General features: G+C 45.9%; 21 protein-coding genes. 19 read left to right on the top strand and 2 right to left on the bottom strand.

All coding sequences use genetic code 11. From position 1 onward, the window contains the following. Window positions 1-75: 75 nt before the first annotated feature. From sufC to LEP1GSC061_RS09955, 11 genes are all read left to right on the top strand, one after another. Window positions 76-837, top strand: coding sequence for a Fe-S cluster assembly ATPase SufC (gene sufC / locus LEP1GSC061_RS09905; RefSeq protein ID WP_016545272.1), 762 nt, complete (start codon window positions 76-78; stop codon window positions 835-837). A 4-nt stretch (window positions 838-841) separates the two neighbouring features. Next, the gene (gene sufD, locus LEP1GSC061_RS09910) at window positions 842-2,029 is read left to right on the top strand and encodes a Fe-S cluster assembly protein SufD (protein ID WP_016545367.1); all 1,188 of its coding nucleotides are present in this window, start codon (window positions 842-844) and stop codon (window positions 2,027-2,029) included. Continuing rightward, on the top strand, window positions 2,029-2,343 hold the full coding sequence (locus LEP1GSC061_RS09915; RefSeq protein WP_016545403.1) for a Rieske (2Fe-2S) protein: 315 nt from the start codon (window positions 2,029-2,031) through the stop codon (window positions 2,341-2,343). Before sufD ends, LEP1GSC061_RS09915 begins: the two co-directional genes overlap by 1 nt. 27 nt (window positions 2,344-2,370) lie before the next feature. Further along, complete coding sequence (locus LEP1GSC061_RS09920) at window positions 2,371-3,612, top strand: cysteine desulfurase (protein WP_016545223.1); 1,242 nt, start codon at window positions 2,371-2,373, stop codon at window positions 3,610-3,612. Beyond that, window positions 3,596-4,018, top strand: a complete 423-nt coding sequence (gene sufU, locus LEP1GSC061_RS09925) for a Fe-S cluster assembly sulfur transfer protein SufU (protein WP_016545267.1) — start codon at window positions 3,596-3,598, stop codon at window positions 4,016-4,018. The genes LEP1GSC061_RS09920 and sufU overlap by 17 nt, the downstream gene beginning before the upstream one ends. 78 nt (window positions 4,019-4,096) lie before the next feature. Then, window positions 4,097-4,813 (top strand): hypothetical protein, encoded by a 717-nt coding sequence (locus tag LEP1GSC061_RS09930; protein ID WP_016545190.1) that lies wholly within the window; start codon window positions 4,097-4,099, stop codon window positions 4,811-4,813. A gap of 115 nt (window positions 4,814-4,928) precedes the next feature. Further along, entirely contained in the window at window positions 4,929-5,534 is a 606-nt protein-coding gene (locus LEP1GSC061_RS09935; RefSeq protein WP_016545344.1) for a hypothetical protein, read from the top strand. Window positions 5,535-5,608: 74 nt separating this feature from the next. After that, window positions 5,609-6,769: a chromate efflux transporter gene (gene chrA, locus LEP1GSC061_RS09940; protein ID WP_016545392.1), complete on the top strand. Its 1,161-nt coding sequence runs from the start codon at window positions 5,609-5,611 to the stop codon at window positions 6,767-6,769. Between the two features lie 153 nt (window positions 6,770-6,922). Beyond that, entirely contained in the window at window positions 6,923-7,672 is a 750-nt protein-coding gene (locus LEP1GSC061_RS09945) for a hypothetical protein (RefSeq protein WP_016545284.1), read from the top strand. Between the two features lie 155 nt (window positions 7,673-7,827). Then, a complete protein-coding gene (locus tag LEP1GSC061_RS09950) occupies window positions 7,828-8,160 on the top strand; it encodes a metal-sulfur cluster assembly factor (protein ID WP_016545215.1) in 333 nt (110 codons plus the stop codon). 703 nt (window positions 8,161-8,863) lie between these two features. Next, complete coding sequence (locus LEP1GSC061_RS09955; RefSeq protein WP_016545144.1) at window positions 8,864-9,892, top strand: ankyrin repeat domain-containing protein; 1,029 nt, start codon at window positions 8,864-8,866, stop codon at window positions 9,890-9,892. Window positions 9,893-10,014: 122 nt separating this feature from the next. Here the strand turns inward: LEP1GSC061_RS09955 and LEP1GSC061_RS09960 are convergent, their stop codons facing one another. Both LEP1GSC061_RS09960 and LEP1GSC061_RS09965 read right to left on the bottom strand, forming a co-directional pair. Continuing rightward, window positions 10,015-10,569 (bottom strand): hypothetical protein, encoded by a 555-nt coding sequence (locus tag LEP1GSC061_RS09960; protein WP_232218407.1) that lies wholly within the window; start codon window positions 10,567-10,569, stop codon window positions 10,015-10,017. A gap of 8 nt (window positions 10,570-10,577) precedes the next feature. After that, complete coding sequence (locus LEP1GSC061_RS09965) at window positions 10,578-11,036, bottom strand: RidA family protein (protein WP_016545340.1); 459 nt, start codon at window positions 11,034-11,036, stop codon at window positions 10,578-10,580. A gap of 162 nt (window positions 11,037-11,198) precedes the next feature. Here LEP1GSC061_RS09965 and LEP1GSC061_RS09970 point away from each other — a divergent pair, with 162 nt between their 5' ends. The 8 genes from LEP1GSC061_RS09970 to LEP1GSC061_RS10005 all read left to right on the top strand — a co-directional run bounded on the left by LEP1GSC061_RS09970 (window position 11,199) and on the right by LEP1GSC061_RS10005 (window position 18,673). After that, window positions 11,199-11,999, top strand: a complete 801-nt coding sequence (locus LEP1GSC061_RS09970; RefSeq protein ID WP_016545157.1) for a class I SAM-dependent methyltransferase — start codon at window positions 11,199-11,201, stop codon at window positions 11,997-11,999. Further along, on the top strand, window positions 11,996-13,657 hold the full coding sequence (locus LEP1GSC061_RS09975; RefSeq protein ID WP_016545170.1) for a DEAD/DEAH box helicase: 1,662 nt from the start codon (window positions 11,996-11,998) through the stop codon (window positions 13,655-13,657). Before LEP1GSC061_RS09970 ends, LEP1GSC061_RS09975 begins: the two co-directional genes overlap by 4 nt. Next, window positions 13,624-14,715, top strand: a complete 1,092-nt coding sequence (locus LEP1GSC061_RS09980) for an N-acetylmuramoyl-L-alanine amidase family protein (protein WP_016545362.1) — start codon at window positions 13,624-13,626, stop codon at window positions 14,713-14,715. The genes LEP1GSC061_RS09975 and LEP1GSC061_RS09980 overlap by 34 nt, the downstream gene beginning before the upstream one ends. After that, window positions 14,696-15,454: an LIC_10740 family protein gene (locus tag LEP1GSC061_RS09985; RefSeq protein ID WP_016545330.1), complete on the top strand. Its 759-nt coding sequence runs from the start codon at window positions 14,696-14,698 to the stop codon at window positions 15,452-15,454. The genes LEP1GSC061_RS09980 and LEP1GSC061_RS09985 overlap by 20 nt, the downstream gene beginning before the upstream one ends. Window positions 15,455-15,599: 145 nt before the next feature. Continuing rightward, a complete protein-coding gene (locus tag LEP1GSC061_RS09990) occupies window positions 15,600-15,992 on the top strand; it encodes a DUF1801 domain-containing protein (protein ID WP_040508409.1) in 393 nt (130 codons plus the stop codon). 50 nt (window positions 15,993-16,042) lie between these two features. Further along, complete coding sequence (locus tag LEP1GSC061_RS09995) at window positions 16,043-16,396, top strand: MmcQ/YjbR family DNA-binding protein (RefSeq protein WP_016545360.1); 354 nt, start codon at window positions 16,043-16,045, stop codon at window positions 16,394-16,396. 246 nt (window positions 16,397-16,642) lie between these two features. After that, on the top strand, window positions 16,643-16,903 hold the full coding sequence (locus tag LEP1GSC061_RS10000) for a DUF2164 domain-containing protein (RefSeq protein ID WP_016545139.1): 261 nt from the start codon (window positions 16,643-16,645) through the stop codon (window positions 16,901-16,903). A 504-nt stretch (window positions 16,904-17,407) separates the two neighbouring features. Beyond that, a complete protein-coding gene (locus LEP1GSC061_RS10005; protein WP_016545283.1) occupies window positions 17,408-18,673 on the top strand; it encodes a hypothetical protein in 1,266 nt (421 codons plus the stop codon). Window positions 18,674-18,694 lie beyond the last annotated feature (21 nt).

Below are 18,694 nucleotides of genomic sequence, written 5' to 3' on the forward strand. Positions count from 1 at the left end.
CTCGGACCCGAGAACATCTTTCCTATTGATCTCCGCCCTAGGAATAAAAACATAGTCCTAGGCAGGGAGTCTCACGTGGCTGAATTACTAAGAATCTCAAATCTTCGCGCGGGAGTCGAAACCGAGAACGGCGAGGTTCAGGAAATTCTGAAAGGCGTCGACTTGACCATAGGTGAGGGCGAGGTCCATGCCATCATGGGACCCAACGGATCGGGAAAGAGTACTCTCTCGAACGTAATCATGGGTCACCCAAAATATAAAGTGATTTCCGGGGATATTTTTTTTAAGGGTGAGTCCTTGCTGGAAAAGCCCACGGACGAAAGAGCCAGGGCCGGGATTTTTCTCTGCTTCCAATATCCCACCAGCATTCCGGGTGTGACCATCGGAAATTTCTTACGTACGATTCTAAAGTCGGTGAGAGGTAAAGATCTTCCCGTGAAGGAATTCCGAAAAGAATTGAAAGAGGCCACGGCACTCTTGGAAGTTCCGGATGCGTGGATCGGAAGATACGTAAACGACGGTTTTTCCGGAGGAGAAAAGAAGAGGAACGAGATCCTACAAATGACTCTTCTTAAACCTAAGCTTTCCGTTTTGGACGAGACGGATTCGGGACTGGATATAGACGCTCTACGGATCATCAGCGAAGGGATCACCAAGAATAAATCCGCAGATCGGTCCATTCTTCTCATCACTCATTACCAGAGGATGTTAAACTATGTGACCCCCGATTTCGTTCACGTATTCGCTCAAGGCAAGATCCTGAAGACGGGAGGAAGCGAGCTCGCGCTGGAACTGGAAGAAAAAGGATACGACTGGATTCTTTCCGGAGCGAACTGATCGGATGCTATTAGCGGAATCTTTTGCGGATTTTATCAAGGAGAAGAAGGAGCCTTCCCTGTTGAAGGAATTCAGGGAGAAGGCGGAGAATCTTTTGAATGCCGCTCCTTTTCCCAGCTCCGCTTTGGAGTCCTGGAGAAAAATCAGTCTTTCTAATTTTAAAATATCAGAATATGCAAAATCGGCTCCGGAATCCTCCGTGGACCTTTCCGGACTAAGCGGTGCATCCGTAGTCCGACTCCAAGATCTTCCGACGGAGAAACTTTCCGAGGTATTGAAACGGATTGAGACTTCCTTATATCTTTACGAGAAGGAATGGTTTCCCTTATACGTATTTTCCAGATTCACTCATGCCTATCATATCCGATTGAATTCTTCGGAAGAGAATGTTCCGGAGATCCGGATCCGATTGGAAGAAGGAAATCTGATTCTTCCATTGCTTATTATCGATGCTCCTGCAAATTCCAAGTCGACGTTTTTGGAGAGATGGGAATCGCCTTCCACCAAGGATCTCGTTCTTATGAACGGAGTTACGCTTCTGAATACTCCCGTCGGAGGAGACTTTCGGTATTCCTCCGTCGAGAATTTGGGCGATTCCACGTTTCGCTTCCGAGCTACTCATTCCGTACAAGACAAGGATTCCAAATTTCATACGAGCATAGCGACTTGGGGAGGATACCGCGGAAAATCCTTCTACGACGCTTGGGTGTCGGGCAAAGGCGCTTGGACCCGTTATGCGGGGCTTGCTCCTTTGAAAGGAAGGGAATTTCAGGATACCGAAATTCGGATTCTTCATAAGGAGAGCCACGGACAAAGTTCCATACTTTTCCGATCCGTTGTCAAAGACAAGGCCCATAATGTATTCACCGGAAATCTGCATATCCCTTCTCATTGCAAGGATGTGGGTGCTATTCAGATCAATAATAACCTTCTTCTAGACCGGACGGCTAGAGCGGAATCCATACCCAAACTGGAAGTGTTCGCGGATAGCGTGAAATGCGAGCATGGGGCGACCGTGGGAGAGATCGACGAAGAGCAATTATTCTACCTCGCATCCCGAGGTATAGACGAAGAAGAAGCTCGTCGAATGATAGTAGAGGGCTTCTTAAACGAGATCGTGCGAGAATTTCCTTCCGAATCCTTGCAGGAAGAATTAGGTTCTATGATAGAATCTAGAATGATAGGGCGATAATGGGAGAATTCCAAAAACTCGCAAAACTCTCGGATCTGGAGGAAGGCAAGGTCTTCGTGGCGGAGACCCGTTATAGCCGGGTGGGCTTGACCAGGTTCGGAGAAGAGGTTTGCGCATTTGCCGATATTTGCACCCATGACGGAGAGGACATATCGACCGGAGAACTGGAGGGAGACGTAATCGTCTGTCCTAGGCACGCGGCCAAGTTCAATATCCGGACCGGTAAGGTGCTTTGTATGCCCGCTGTCGAGGATTTGCCAGTCTATAAGACAAGAATCGTAGGTGACGACGTGGAAGTGGAGTTGGAGGATTGACATGAAGGCAGCCGGGAGAGAGATACGATGAGTTTCGACCTAGCAAAGATCCGAAATGATTTCCCCATTCTATCCACTCGAATGAACGGGAAGCCTCTGGTATTTCTGGATAGCGCGGCCAGTTCCCAGAAGCCTCGAAGCGTCATCGATACGATCAGCCGTTATTACGAGGAAGAGAACGCGAATATCCATAGAGGGATCTACGCTCTCTCCCAAAAGGCCACCGAAAAATACGAGATGTCCAGAATCAAGATATCCCGATTCATCGGAGCGCAATGCGCTAAGGTAGTCATCTTTACCCGAAATACCACGGAATCCATCAACCTCGTCGCTCAATCCTGGGGGCGTACGAATATACACGAGGGAGACGAGATCGTTCTCACCGAGTTGGAGCACCATTCCAATCTGGTTCCTTGGCAAATGCTGGCGCAGGAAAAGCAGGCTGTCCTGAAATTTATCCCTTTGAACCAGGACGCTACATTAGATTTAAGTAATTTAGACGAGATCATCACCGACCGGGTCAAATTGGTGGCTTTAGCTCAGATGTCCAACGTAACCGGTACCGTTCACGATTTGGAGCCTATTATAAAAAGAGCTAGGCAAGTAGGAGCCAAGGTTTTAGTGGACGGAGCCCAAGGCGCTTCTCATTTGCAAACGAACGTCCAAAAACAGGACTTCGATTTTTACGCATTCTCCGCTCATAAGATGCTCGGACCCACGGGAGTGGGTGTACTCTATGCCAAGGAAGAGATCTTGGAAACCATGCCTCCTTGGATGGGTGGCGGGGATATGATCGAGAAGGTCTGGAAAGACAGGTCTACTTATGCGGATCTTCCCGCTAGATTAGAAGCAGGGACTCCGAATATTGCCGGGGGAATCGGCTTTGCCGCGGCAATAGAATATCTGGAGTCCGTGGGGATGCAGGAAATCCATAATCACGAATTGCAATTATTGGAATATGCGTTGGATCGCTTGGACGATTTCGGAGGCTTGGAATTATACGGCCCTACCGATCTCAAGAAAAGAGGTGGAGTCATCTCCTTTAATTTTCCGGGAGTCCATCCTCACGACGTCGGATCCATATTGGACGAGGAAGGTATAGCCATCCGAGTGGGACATCATTGCGCCCAGCCTTTCATGGACTTCAAGGGAATCGCAGGAACTTGTAGGGCCTCTTTCTATCTTTATAACACCAAAGAGGACGTAGACGCTCTTCTGGGGGGTCTAAAGAAGGTGAAGGAGATCTTCGGTCGTGTCCTTAAGCGATAGTCTTTACAAAGAAGTACTCATCGATCATTACCAAAATCCTAGGCACCACGGGGTTTTGGAGCATCCGGATCTGCACGGAGAAGGAGTAAATCCTCTTTGCGGAGACGAGGTGGAACTTTTTCTTAAACTGGACAAAGACAAGATCGCAGATATTACATTTACGGGTAAGGGTTGCTCCATCTCCCAAGCTTCGGCCTCCATGTTGACCGAAAGCCTTTACGGCAAGAACTTAGGGGAAGCAAAAGAGCTTTTAAGTAAATTCAAGGCCATGTTACTCGAAGACAAGGATCCGCATTTTTCGGAAGAATATGAGGACTTGGAATCCTTGGAAGCGGTGAAGAAGCTTCCGGCTCGGATCAAATGCGCCGTTCTAGCCTGGAACACTTTAGAAAAGACTCTTTCCTGATCCGATTCCGATCATTTCTTTTTCCTCTCGAATTTTCAATTTGACAATAAGGAATCTTGGCCGCGAGTCTTTCCGGTAATGCGACACTCACGCTTTCTTTTCTTTTTAGTTTTTTCGTTTCTGTTAACCGAATGCAGTTCTCTAGGCAATTTCGGAACCTCCGAAACTTCGAAATTACCCGTTTGGATCAGGGAAGAAGGTCCCTATCCGGTCTATAGATTGGTCCCGGTGAGACCCGCTAGTTTCTCTCAGGATGCAACGCCGGGGTCCGATGGTTGCTTCAGTTACGAAAATCCTAAGGCGGTAAATTCGTCCCGCTTACGGATGGATCCGCCTTATTTAATCAAAATCGGTAGGAACTTTCTTAAGAAGGAATACGGTAGTAGAGCGGATTTACTGCCGTTCGGTTCTATCCAGAGATATAAATCGGAAGACTCGATCCAGTTCGTTCAGGATCCGAGCGACGGTGCGAATTTTGCCAACAAAGAATCGGTTCTAAAAATCGGCGAAAGCGAGGTGATCTCCGGAAATCTTTGCGTCTTCGACATATACCCGGAGAACTCGTCGGCTTACTATTGTCATTGGGATAAGGCGGTGGAAATCTGGACCAAAACGATGCAGGCCAGAAAGGTCAAATTAAAAAAGCAGAAATTGAATATGCTGATACGCTATAATTCGATAGATAAGCCGGGACAGATTTTGATGGCTCCGTATTGGTGGCTTTATGAAAGCGATAATGAAAAGTCCGATCTACTTATAAATCAGCACACCTGTGAAATCAGGGAGGGACTTTAATTTGCTAACCAAACGCTTTTTTGTTATTTTCTGTATTTGTAATGCGATTTTTTCCTGTGGGAAAAGCGCACAGACTCAAAGCCATGATCGGGGGCTGATAAAGGGATATAAAGCCATGCCGATCATAAGGTTGATTCCCATTAGACCGATCGGAGCAAAAGAAACTCTAGCGCCCGAGTCCAACGGATGTTTCGAACTTTACGATCAATCCCATTTCGATAAGAAGAAAAAGAACTTTAAGTTTTCTCCCGAAAAGAGCGCAAAAGTCTTCGGAGATTTTTTAAGAGATCAATTTGAGAATAGAATCTCCCGATTGGAGCTTTATGAAATCGAGAAGTCGGATTCAGGGGTTCATGCGACCCTATTTCATGCTAGTTGGAAAAACGTAGAATTCGGAATAGGGACCAGCTATTTGTACGTAACTCCGGAGAATAAACTGGAAGGTGTGAAACTTTGCGTCTTCGATTTTATACCCGAGAAAGAACCCAGCGGTTATTGCTCTCAAGAGGAGGCCTTTCGCCTCTGGTCGACTTATTACAGGGATCGCTTGAAGGTCGATAAGGAATATGTCAATATATACATAAAGACCAGATATCAGAGCTTAAATCCGGAGGATCCTTTACTTCTTACTCCTTACTGGAAAGTCGGATCTTACAGCTACGATAATGCAAACTTACTAGTCAGTCAGATCGATTGCTCGGTTGTCGAAATTCAATGGTAAGAAAAGTCCGGTCGATTGAAATGAAACTGCTGCAATGCCTTTCGAAGCTCTCTTTTAGTCCGTCTTAATATCCAATGCGGGAAATATTCTTAGCATTTCTAAGATTAGGGCTGGTGAGTTTCGGAGGGCCGACCGCCCACATAGGATACTTCCATTCCGAATTTGTAATCAAGAAAAAGTGGATAGAAGAATCAGTATTCGCGGAAATGCAGGCGATTTGCCAAATGCTACCGGGACCGGCGAGTAGCCAGTTAGGTATATGTATAGGAGCCATTCGTGGCGGTACCGGAGGCGGATTGGCTGCGTGGTTAGGATTTACTCTGCCTTCCGCGGTTTTACTCGTATTGTTTGCGGAGCTCGTAAAGAAGGATATCATTCCCGAGTTGGGATGGATCCAAGGATGGAAGCTTGTGGCGGCGGCGGTCATCGCTCACGCCGTATTTTCGATGGGGAAAACGATCGTAGAAGGCCCCGTCTCAGCGGGTATCGTCGTCTTTTCTCTGGTAACCTCCTTAATTTTTCGGGATTTACCCCAGATCGTTTACATTCTCTTAGCGGGGATCTTGGGTTCCTTATTCTTGCGACCGGAGGAACAGAAGGGCTACGAGAAAAAACTCTTTTCCAAGAGTAGGAAACTGGCTTGGATACTAATCGTCTCATTTTTTCTACTCTTGGGAATTCTTCCGATTTTAAGAATTTGGATCGGAGGTAGATTCTTGGAAATCGCCGACGGGTTCTACAGAACGGGAGCCTTGGTTTTCGGAGGAGGGCATGTTGTCCTTCCTTTGCTCGAAAAGGAATTCGTTTCTCCCGGGTTCCTGGATCATGATATTTTTCTAATGGGATACGGAGCCGCTCAGGCGGTTCCGGGGCCCCTTTTCACATTCTCCGCTTATATAGGAGTTTTTCTGGACGGAATCGGAGGAGCGGTCGCAGGCTTGGTTTGGATTTTTCTACCCTCTTTTCTCATTCTATTCGGAGTCTTGCCGTACTGGGAAAAGATACGCGAATATCCATGGATTTCTTCCGCAGTGAAGGGGATGAATGCCTCCGTGCTGGGGATTCTTGCAGCTGCCTTATACGATCCGGTTTTGAAGACTTCGGTTCATTCTTGGCTAGACCTTGGATTTGCGGTCCTTTTATTTTTGGGATTGCTATTGTTCCGAATTCCGAACTGGTTCCTATTGTTTCCGGGATTTTTGTACGGGTTGTTTAGGGGAGCCGGGTATCTTTAACAGAAAAGTCTTATAAGAATAAAAAAGACATGATTGTTTGGCACGAATAAGAGATTTAGAAGTCGTGAAGAATGGGACGAATTTTGAATACTTATTATTCTTATAAGCGGATTTATAGTTTTACATTAGGTATCCTTTTGCGGCGGAAATAAAATGAAGAAAATCACTGTAGCCTTTATCGTTTTATTTACCGTATTCCTGGATTGTTCCAAGAACATTCAAGAAACGGAAAAACAATCTCCGGACGTGGACATTCATTCCATTCTGGATAACGTTTTCTCGGATTACTCCTTAATGCATGGTATTTCTTTGAAATTCAATAAGCAAAAATCGAGCTACGATTTCGACTACGGGTCCGAAGGCTTGTATTGGCACGATGTAGGAAAATTTTTAATCGCAGGCGATCGGATCGAATTGAAACCCTCTAAGTGCGAGCCGAAATGCGAGCAGTCTTTCGGTAAGGGTTTTTGCGAGATAAAGCCTAAGAGCGAATCCTATTCTCATAGGCTTTCCTTGAATTGTTATTCGAATTCCAATAATTATTTATTGCATACAAGTGTAAAAAATAATTCGGCTTCCTTCGATATCCGACAAAGTGCCTACTTGGAGAATGAAATTATTTTTTATAAAGGGAGGGAATATCGATCCGTTGGCGGAAAGAATGGAACCACTATCGATAATGTGAAAATCCGGAAGGAACCGAATGTAAACGCCAAAGAATTGGAATTCTCTACTGATTTATACGGTCCGTATCTAAACCATATTCCTAAAAACACGGGTATCAAATTGTATATGAGGACTCTTGAGAAGGACAGGGTGAAACAATGGGAAAACTATTGGTATTTTGTCGAGACTGACTCTACATCCGGTTGGGTATTCGGAGAATTCGTAAAATTCAAATAAACCGGGCTCGATTCTAATTCGACCGAGTGAATGCAACCGGAAAGCCTCTTGTTTATGAATTAACTTTTGAGGTTCGGATCCGGGACTCGCGGGCACGTAAAATTCTTTACAACCTCTCATTGTGCCGGAAAGACTAATTACTAAGGACGAGCGTCATGCAATTAATAGAAGAGCCAACGCAGGAAATAGAGAAAAGAATCTACGCGGAAATCCATAGAGTGGAAGATCCGGAGATCGGGATTTCGGTGGCCGAATTAGGGTTGATCTATCGGATCCATGTGGAAGGAAGCAAGGCCAAGATCGATATGACCTATACTTCTATGGCTTGTCCCGCCGGTCCCCAAATGAAACAGGAAATCCAAGACAACGCCCTGAGAGTGGAAGGTATCGACTCCGTGGAAGTGGAGGTGGTCTGGACTCCGAAATGGGATCCGAGAGTTATGGCTTCCGAGGAAGCGAAGATGGATCTTGGAATCTTCGAATATTAGGAAAATTTAAGTATTTGGGGAGAGGGTTCTCCGCCTAAGGACTATTCGTAGCCTGGGGGTTGCCTCCAACGATAATTTTCAGTGTATCTGAAAGCTCTGAACGGAAATTCTGTTCCTCCGACCTGTAATTGAGCGAGCCCCCACCCATCTCGGGATCGGGGGGCGGGTCCCTAAGAGGGGACGCTCGGTTTTCTCTCTAACAGAAACAGTTCAGATCTTCCAGCCCGATTCACATTTCACGCGGAATTCTTGCTCCAATTACGTGAAATCGCCGGAAGCGAGAGATTTTGCCGGCTTTTCGTGGCACTCCATTCCATCTATATATTCAAAGAACCGAAATATAAGTCCGATTTAAACTACGGCTATGCAATGCCTTCCTATGACTCTAAACTTTGTTTACGATTATGAATCGTCCGCTGTCCTGAGGGAAGAGTTGCTTGATTCGCAAAAGAAAGGCTATGGGTAAAATGTCTGGTTGGTCGGTCCGTTCACTTTATAGTTTTATCGAGATCGATTCGATCCCATACTTCGCATAGCGAATGACGGTGGGGCTGATCCATCTTCACTAATTCAACCCCTATCTTTTGCTTGGCAAAATCCATGTATAGGCTTAACGTCTCTTCTTGAGCTTAGGAGGCCGCTTATTCTGCGGGTCTTGGATTTCTCCCCGGATTATTCACTCAGATCATTAGCGAGAAAAATTATGAATAAGAATATATTATTAATCTTAGTGATGGTTTTTTCATTACAGTATTGCTCGACTACACCCAAACTACTCGAGTCGATTAGAAATCATGATAGACATACTGCTTTCGGGCTTCTCGATAATGATCCATCCTTAATATCCGTTCGCGATCAAAACGGAAATTCTGCCTTGCATTATGCCGTTTCCGTATCCGATGACGACCTCCTGATCGAATTGATCAAGAGATATCCTAATATAAATGTAAATGTCCAAAATAATAACGGCACTTCTCCGGTTCATATCGCTGCCGAAAAGCAGAACTTAAACGCTCTTAGGATACTCTTAAAATCCGGGGCAAATTTCGAACTTAAGACGAATATGGGCTCTACTCCTTTGTTGCTTGCCGTCTTTAAGAATGCACTTCCATCTATCAAATTTTTAATCGAGACGGCAAAAGCGAATCCGAATGTGATCGATAAGGACGGGACGCCTCCGCTTATATATGCGATCTATAAGAGCTATACGGAAGTGGCTTTGTATTTGATCGAACACGGAGCGGATTGCAATCTTAAGGACAAGGACGGAATTAGTCCCTTGTTCGAGGCCGCCACTCGGGGAAATCTGAATATAGTAAAGGCGTTGTTGGCCCGAGGAGCGCCTATCGACGACCAAATGTCTAAGGGTTTTACCCCCTTGCATAATGCCATCGGTTTTAGTAGATATGAGACCGCCGATTTCCTGATTGAAAGCGGCGCAAATCCTAATCTCTCGAATCGGGACGGTCTGAATGCGGTTCTATTCGCATGCGCCAACGGTAATTTAGCTATTCTTGAAAAAGTTATAAAGTTCGGCGGAAGCTTAAATTCTCAAGACAATAGAAAAAGGACGGCGTTGCACTTTGCGGCATATAATGGTCGTTTACCGATTGCGACTTATCTATTAAGTAAAGGCGCAAGTTTATATGCAAAGGATTTGGATGGCAAAACGCCGTACGATATGGCCTTAGAAAGAAAGAATAAGGATCTATACGATATACTTAAGCCGTAGATTGTCGAATTCGCTTATTCAATACCATTTTTGAATCATATCAAAGTAAAGAAGGTTCAAGGTCGCAAGTTTTATGATTCACGTAAGAGCTGCGAAGTCGTTTTTGCATTCGCCGTCGCAACCTATTGTTTCTGAGATCCCGCCGAAATCGCCGTAGTCAATAGCCAAACGATGCCGAATGCGTAAAAATTGAAATTGTAGGTATAATCTTCTTCCCGGACGAAGCTCACGAAAAAGAGATCCGGGAGCAGTAGTCCGGCCGCGAGAAGGATTCCGGAAAAAATTTGTAGGAAAAGAAGCGTCTTGGGAACCCAAGAACTTCTCCAAAAGCCGCCGAAAAAGAAGACGAGGAAAGAAGGTAGGATAAAGAAGATATTTGAACCCACTCTTACGCTGACATTCTCCACCGTGCTTCTTACTGGTTCGTTCCCGAAAAGAGCGCCTAACTTAGAGAAAAATCCTCCGGAAGTCTCCGTCCCTAGATCGATGGAATAATCCACCCAGGCGCTCAAGCTGAAAAATAATTGCGTTAAGGCCAAAATAAAGAGCAGCTTTTCCTTTCCCGATTTTTCCGAGAAGAATTCGGAGAATCTTCCTATTAGCTGGGAGAGAAATTTCTTCCAGCCTTGGATGACTATCGGCAGGGCGGGGATTGCCAGGCTTAGATCGCGGATCAAATTTCGGATCATCCGACCGAAACCGTGAGTTCGACTTCTACCGGGGACCCGAGCGGCAATGCGGAATTCCCGACTGCGAATCTAGCGTGCTTTCCCTTTTCTCCGAATATCTCGAGCAGAAGATTCGACGCATGATTTGCCACTAAATGTTGTTCCGTGAAATCCGGACTGGATGCAACGAAGACGCCGATTTTCACGATGGCTTGGATTTGGTCCAGATCTCCTATGATCCCCGAAATTGCGGCGAGTCCGTTTAAGGTGGCTTGCTCCGTTGCGGTTTTCAGATCCTCCACTTTCAATCCGGCCCCTAAGGTTCCTGTAAGTAGAAGCTTACCGTCTTTCAGAGGCAATTGTCCCGAAGTAAAAACGAAGTTCCCGGCCCTATTTGCGGGTATATAGGCAGCAATCGCCTTGGGGACGGGTGGGAGTTCCAACCCTAAGGATTTGATCTTTTCGAGGACGCTCATTCTTATGCGGGTTCCTTTTTTCTATTTTCTCTTCTATTCCTGGATCGGTTTGCCTTTTTTCAAGCAGATTCGGAAGATTCTTTTTCCTCGGACGTTTTCCCAAGGCCTCGGGGATTTTCCTTTACGTAGGGGGTGGCTTTGGCAAGCTTTTGCTAGGCAAGCATGTCCTCTAAACTGGAATTGGAACCCCATCCCGATTTTCCCGACGCCTATATGGTTTGTCGTCGGACGGGAGTCCATTACTACAGATTAGCAAAGGAAAGGAAATACGAAGATTCGTACTTCCAGGAAGAATACAAAAACCAGTACAAAAAGACCTACTATGAAGACGAGGCTCAACTCAGAAAGTTGGCCGGTATTCGTCTGGATATGATGAGTTCCTTCCAAAACCCGGAAGGGTTGACTCTTTTCGAATTAGGTTGTGCTGCCGGATTCTTTCTTTCCGAGGCGGCTAAAAGAGGTTATAAGGTCAAAGGATTGGAGCTCTCCAAATCGGAATCGGAATACGCACGAAATAATTTGGGTCTGGACGTCCTATCCGGCTCGTTTCTAGACGATTCCGTTCTGCCCGACGAGAAGTTCGACGCGGTATGCGCCTTCTTCGTAATAGAACATTTTCCGGATGCAGAAGATGTCTTCGCAAGAATCACAAATCTGGTAAAGCCGGGAGGACTCTTGTTCCTCGGACTCCCTTCCTTAAACGGACCTTCTTTTCGAACGAATCCCCTGGAATGGCTTCGCACCCATCCATCGGATCATTTTTGGGATTACTCTCCCGATTCTCTGGAAAAGATGTTGAAAATGTACGGTTTCGTTACGTTGTGTAAGAAGCCTATGTCCTACCACCCCCAAAGAGACCGGGGCTGGAAGGGAAAATACCTGACACAAAGTCTTTTCGTCCGCTACGCCAACCTTTCCTGCTACGCCGACACATTTCACTCAATCGCGATTAAGAAAACATGAAATTCCAAGAACTAACTTTAGAGCCGAATCTGCAAAAAGCGATCCAAGACGCCGGATTCGTAGAGCTCACACCGATCCAAGAAAAAGCGATCCCTCACGGAATAGAGGGAAAAGATGTAACCGGTCTTGCGCAAACCGGTACCGGTAAGACCGTCGCCTTCCTCGTTCCGATCATTCACAATATTCTGAGCAAAGGAATCACGGGAGTCAGCACTTTGATTCTCGCTCCTACTCGGGAGTTAGTGATCCAAATTGCAGAAGAAGCCCAGAAACTTCTGAAGTATTCCGAACATCGGGTCGTTCCAATCATCGGAGGAACGGATTACAAGACTCAGAACCGGGATCTGGAAGGCTTAAACGGACTGATCGTCGCCACACCGGGAAGACTCATCGACCTAGCCAGAAGCGGAACCGCGGATCTGGATAAGGTGGAATTCCTGGTGCTGGACGAGGCGGATCGCATGTTGGATATGGGATTCATCCACGATATCCGTTGGCTTCTCCACAAATGTAAGAATAGGAAGCAAACTCTTCTATTCTCCGCGACTCTCTCCGTGGAAGTCATGAGACTCGCTTATCGATTCATGAACGAGCCGGTGGAGATCCAAATCAACCCGGACAAATTGATCACCGAAAGAATCGATCAGAAACTCGTCCATTTGGGGAGAGAGGAGAAGATGCCTTACATGGTGAATACGATCATCGCCCAGGAAATGGAAGGACAGGGGATTATATTCACGAATTTTAAAGTAAATATTCCTAAAATAGTATATTCTCTCCGTAAATACGGGATTCCCGTCACCGGAATTTCCTCCGATCTGGATCAGAAAAAGCGTCTACGACTCATGAGAGACTTCAAATCGGGAAGATTCAAATTCATGGTCGCGACCGACGTGGCAAGCCGAGGAATCGACGTGGAAAATATCGAAGTTGTCTTCAATTTCGATCTCCCTCAAGACACCGAAAACTACGTGCATCGTATCGGTAGAACCGCAAGAGCGGGAAGAGTGGGGAAATCCATCAGCTTTTGCTCGGAAAGCGATTACGTGGAATTGGAGAAGATAGAAAAATATCTGAAACAAAAGATAGACGTTCTTCCGGTAGAAGAAGAACTTTTATCCTTTCCTTCCGGAGAATTCCAGGCCTTTATCGGAGGAGACGCTTACGATTCCAGTCCTTCCGAAAGAAACGGTAACTCCAGAGGAGGAAGAGACTTCCAATCCAAGAAGAACAACCGCAGGGATTCCGGAAGCGGCAATTCCAGAGGAGAGAAGAATTGGAAGAAGGACTCCGGCCGAGAAGGCGGAAGGGAAGGCAATCGAGACTCGCGTCCCGGAAAACAGAAATTCGATAAGAAGAAGAGACCGGAAGCCGCCATCCAAGAGGCTCAGGAGTTCCTACAAAAGGCGGATACCGTATTCGGAGCCTCCAAGGATAGGAAGGATCAGAACCAGAAGAATAACCGCAAGAAAGGAAAGCAGCGCCAAGATCGTCCTCGCGATAATACGCATGCTCAACAGGACAGAAGGCATAATAAGCCCAACGACAAATACGATAAGAAGAAGAGAAATCTCTTCGATATCAACGATAGTAAATCTAAGCCGAACAAGAAGAAGGATTCCCTTTGGCAAAAAATCACCTCCTTCTTCCGGCGTTAATATCGGTTTTTCTCTGTAACCTATCCCTTTTCGCCGAAGCAAGAGTTCCTACGATCGGGCATCAGGGATACGTCTCCTTCGAAGAGATCAAGAAGAGGATCCCCGGGCTCCAATCCAAATTCGAGCCGGCTACGATGGTCGGCTCCGTTTTACACTCGGGGGGAGAACTTCGCTTCAAAATCGGTTCCTCCTTTTACGCGGTCAACGGTAGTTTAGAAAAAACGAATTTGCCCGCGATCTATCGGGAAAAGGATTTTTTGCTACCTCCGGAATTCGTGGAGGCTATTTTCGTCCGTCTTCTTTCCGGAGACGTGAATTACGAATTCAAGGCAGGAGAACTCGTCTTCGACCTGTTGCCTAAGGCGGAGAAACTGAGATTATCCGCAATCATTCTAGATGCAGGGCATGGAGGAAAGGATCCCGGGACTTCTTCTCCCAAAGGACTCCAGGAAAAACACGTTTCATTGCAGGTGGCTAAGATTCTCAAGAAATTCTTGAACAAAGTTTATCCGGAGGTTCGGGTGGTTCTTACCCGGGGAGACGATACTTTCATTGAGCTGGAGAGAAGGTCGGAGATCGCAAACAAGGAGATCCATAAGGGCGGGTCCGTGCTATTCGTAAGTTTGCATTGCAACGCCTCCATTTCGGACGATGTGAACGGTTTCGAAGTCTATTATCTTTCTCAGACCCCTTCCACGGAGGCCGCCCGGGAAACCTCTTTATTCGAGAATAGGATCTCGGGGAAGAAGGGAGGACCGAATTACGGGAAAATCCAAGCCGGAATGATGTCTTCCTTGATCCAAAGGAGGAGTAGGCTTCTAGCCGTGAGCGTCGAATCCGAGATGAAAAAAAACCTCGCTTCCAAGATATTGTCTAGAGGGGTGAAGAAGGCAGATTTCTCCGTCTTAAGAGGGAGCCTGATGCCGGCCATCCTGGTCGAGTTGGGATACTTAACCAACGGAAAAGAATCCGGTTTGTTGGCCGATAAGGCCCAGCAGGTGAAATTGGCCAAAAGCATATTAGAAGGTGTGAGAGCGTATGAACTGGCAAAAGATTAAGGAAGTCTGGGCGAAGGTAATCGTACGTTGGGAAACCTTTTATAATTGGATTTTCGGTCTAGCCACGACTCCGCCGGATTCCGCCGAGTCTAAACGAGTTCTATTTCTTACCTATTCCTGGATCATCGTGCTACTTTTTCTGACTGGATTCATTCTTTCCGGAAAGAATCCGCTGAAACTCTTGGTTCCCTTCACTCTTTACGATCTTCCGAATTTCGATCATAGAAAGGAAACCGTAATATACGGATCCGACGGAGAGGGAGAAGTCTTTCCCGTAAAGAGAAAGGTGCTTCTGACAGGAGAGGATTTCCGTCACGACGTTCTGACTCTAGTCGGAGAAACGGGAGAATCCAGCTATTTCGATCCGAGCGTTCCTAACGCGTCCGCTCAATTTAGAAGTCTGAAAAAATTACCGAATTTACAGGACTCCGTGATCTCCATTTGGAAGAGAGGAGACGTGCTTCTTTTGGATCTTCGTAGATCCACTATCGAAGGACTACTTACGGATATGAAATTTCGGATCGATTATACCTACGCCAGCCAGATGACGGAAGAACAAAAGGAAGCCGAGATCGCACGCAAGAAGTCCGTTCTTCTTTCCTCGGCGTTTTTGGCTGTGGAAAAAACACTATTCGAAAATTATCCGGAGATTCATCGTATAGAATATAGACTTGGAGGAGAGCCGGGAGATATTCCGGGATTAACCTACTCTTTGTCAACTTCTCATAATCGACAATAAGATCCCTTTTGCGGGACTCTAAGGCTCCGAGTCGTTTCTTCATAAGCGCCTCCATTGCGCTTTTCGGGTTTCGATTCGGTGAACGATCGTCGATCAATTTACTGCTTGCACTTTCCATTATGATCTCTAAGAGTCTTGGTGCCGGATGGATGATGTTCTAAGATTCAATGGGGGAGTTAAAAGGTCTCCCGAAATAGACGCTTGGTTCCTAAGGCAGCCCGACGAACTAAAGGTTCTGGCAGAACCTTGGTTTGCTCATATGAGGGCGTGTGGGGACGATCTTCTCGAATTATTGCACGATGGGCACCCCACTGCTTGCGTTCGGGATGTGGCGTTCGGATATGTCAATATATTCACTGCGCATGCTAACGTGGGCTTTTTCAATGCCGTAGCTTTGGGCGATCCCGCAAAGATACTCGAGGGCACCGGGAAAAGAATGCGTCATGTGAAGCTTCGTCCGGGTATTCCCGTCGACGAGGAGGCTCTTGGAAATCTGATCCGAGCTGCGTATTCGGATGCAAGAAAGAGACTTGGCTGAATGATTCCGATTGATTCGTGAATTGTAAGCGCTTCGATAAAAACTAATTTATGATCTCTTTAGAAAAATTAAGAACGCTGGCATTAGCCCTTCCGGAAGCGAAGGAGGCTCCTCATTTCGAGAAGATTTCCTTTCGGGTGAAGAATAGAATCTTTGCGGCAGTAGATCCGAAATCTAAGATTGTTACTCTAAAATTCGATCAGAACGATCAGGATTTTTTCTGTTCCGCCTCGAAAGGAGCCGCGTATCCCGTGGATAATAAATGGGGACAACAGGGATGGACCAGCGTGGATATGAAATCCGTCAATTTAGCCTTATTTAAAGACATGATTATCATCTCCTATTGTGGCGCCGCTTCTAAAAAATTGGCTGAGTTAGCAAGAAAGAGCCTTTCTTCTAAGTGATCGAAAGCCATTCTCTAAAAGCGCGCCCAACCCTAGTGGGCGGGGGCCGGTGCGGTGGATTTACGAATTCCCTTATCATAATTCTTTCGGTTTTGCAACTACAATCGGTCCGGATTAATATTGTAGGAACTCCTGAGGATTTTCGGTATTTTACAGAGTGATTCGTTGATTGCTTTGATTCCGTTTAGGTTTGAAACGACAGAAAATTCACTTCTCTATTTTCGAAAAAAATAGATCATTCACCATATGGCGATAGAACTCAGTAAAGAAGAAAGCAAATCGATTATACATTCGATCCAGAAATATTTCGAGAAGGAACTCGACATGGAGATTGGGGAGATGCAATCCGGATTTTTGCTGAAATACTTCCTCACCGAAATCGGACCTTTTGTTTATAACAAAGCCATCAAGGACGCCGAGGACTATCTGATCGAACGGGCTAACGATCTTTCCGCAATCTATCACCAAGAGGAACTTACTTATTGGGTAAAGAACAAGGGTAAGTAAGATGATTATATACTTCAGACACTATTGATGAAGAAAATACCCTTGCTCACGATTGCCTTCTTTCTCATTTGTATTTTCTCACTGTATCCTTATTTGTTTAGGAAACTTCTATACTTTGGAAAATCTGAAACAATCGATCCGAAAATAATTCCGGGTAAATTTCTTACTATAGATCGTTCGGGTAGAAAGGTAAATGTTCACCTTTGATTAGCAAACAGTCCATCTCAAGAATTGGTAGTAATGCTTCACGGCCAGGAAGGCACTATGTATGGAGAATCGAGATTTCTAAAGCATTTTTACGAAACGGGATACTCTGGACTTTTAATCGAATATGCGGGTTAGGACAGCCGACGAATTACGGAATATAGTGTCGTCATTCCCGGGATCTAGCAATTGGAATAGGTCCCCTTTTACTGTAGGAACTCCTACAAATTTTCGATAGTTCTATAATTCGGTTCTAGAGGGGTTGTTTTGAGCCGGTTCCGGGTCGATACTAGGAAAGCCATGCCCAGAATTTTTTCCCTCCAATCTCGGCTCCTATGGTTCGGCCTTCCGTTCCTGGCTACCGTATCCTTCTTGGCTGCGGCCCCCGACCTCCAGAATGCGCCTGAGATCGGAAACATCACCGATTTTAGGACGGATAGGATCGCATTCCATTATATACAACTCGTGGACAAGGAAGGAAAGTCTCTTCCCGATCGCAACCTGAACAAGGATAGTTCGGAAGCTACATTAGTGATTATAGATAGAGGTCAATTGACCCTCTTGAAAGACGGTTTCGACGACCCGACCCAAGTTAGGGAAAAGGAGAAAGAATATCTTTCAAAGATCTATAGATTTAGTCGCTTACGTGAATTGGAGCAGGAATACTCTAAACTTCCGGAATCGGAAAAGAGCGCAGCGCCGCAAAAAGGAGAGGGTCTCTCTTCTCCAGATTCTACAAAGCCGGCTTCCGTACAAGCTCCGGCTGAAACGGAGCAAAAGAACAAAGAGTTCGATTTGCTCGTTAAATACGACGAAGATCTTTTGAAGGCGTACGCCGCAGAGAAGGCCGCCTTTGCCGAATATTCCAGAACGGATAGAATCTACGGAAAGGATTCTCCGAAGACGAGTTCCTTGAAGAATCGCTACGAGGAATTCAAGGCCAAGACCCAGGAAAGAAAGAAATTCCTGTTGGATTTCCTACGAAATCCTAACCCGGACTCGAATCCTTATCCGGGAGACAGAAAGGATCAGAACTTCTATACGAATCATTCCAACGGAATTCCGGATTATTATCTGCATTCCACGACTCCCAGGGAAGTGGACGGAATGATGAGGGGAGAAGAAGAGGTCGGCAAGAAATACGGAAACGTATACAAGGCCGCAAGAGACAGACTCATAGATTCCCAAATAGATAAATTATATTATTATCTCTGGAACAGAGATATGACCAACACAAGGGTTAAAGTCGAACGTTATATGAAAGGGAAAAAGGTCACCGTAATCACCGGCGATTCCACCGTATACACGATGGTGGATAAGGAAGGGGACGGAGTCACCGAGTCTTTCTTTGTGGATTCTCCCGGCCTCAGATTCTCCTGGGGAAGAGACCTTCCGAATATAATATCTATATCCAATTGCACGGAAGAGCAGATTCTTTCCAAGATCAAGGCGCTCGGGGACGATGTAGCATCGGGAAGAATCCCGAAAAAGGTGGAAAAGTTGGATCTCACCGTCCCGGAAGAGCAGATTCTTCTAGAGCTTAAGCCGTTATTGAAAGATCTATAATATTCTTAAGGTCGAAATTCC

Source organism: Leptospira wolffii serovar Khorat str. Khorat-H2, from assembly GCF_000306115.2.
Classification (GTDB): domain Bacteria; phylum Spirochaetota; class Leptospiria; order Leptospirales; family Leptospiraceae; genus Leptospira_B; species Leptospira_B wolffii.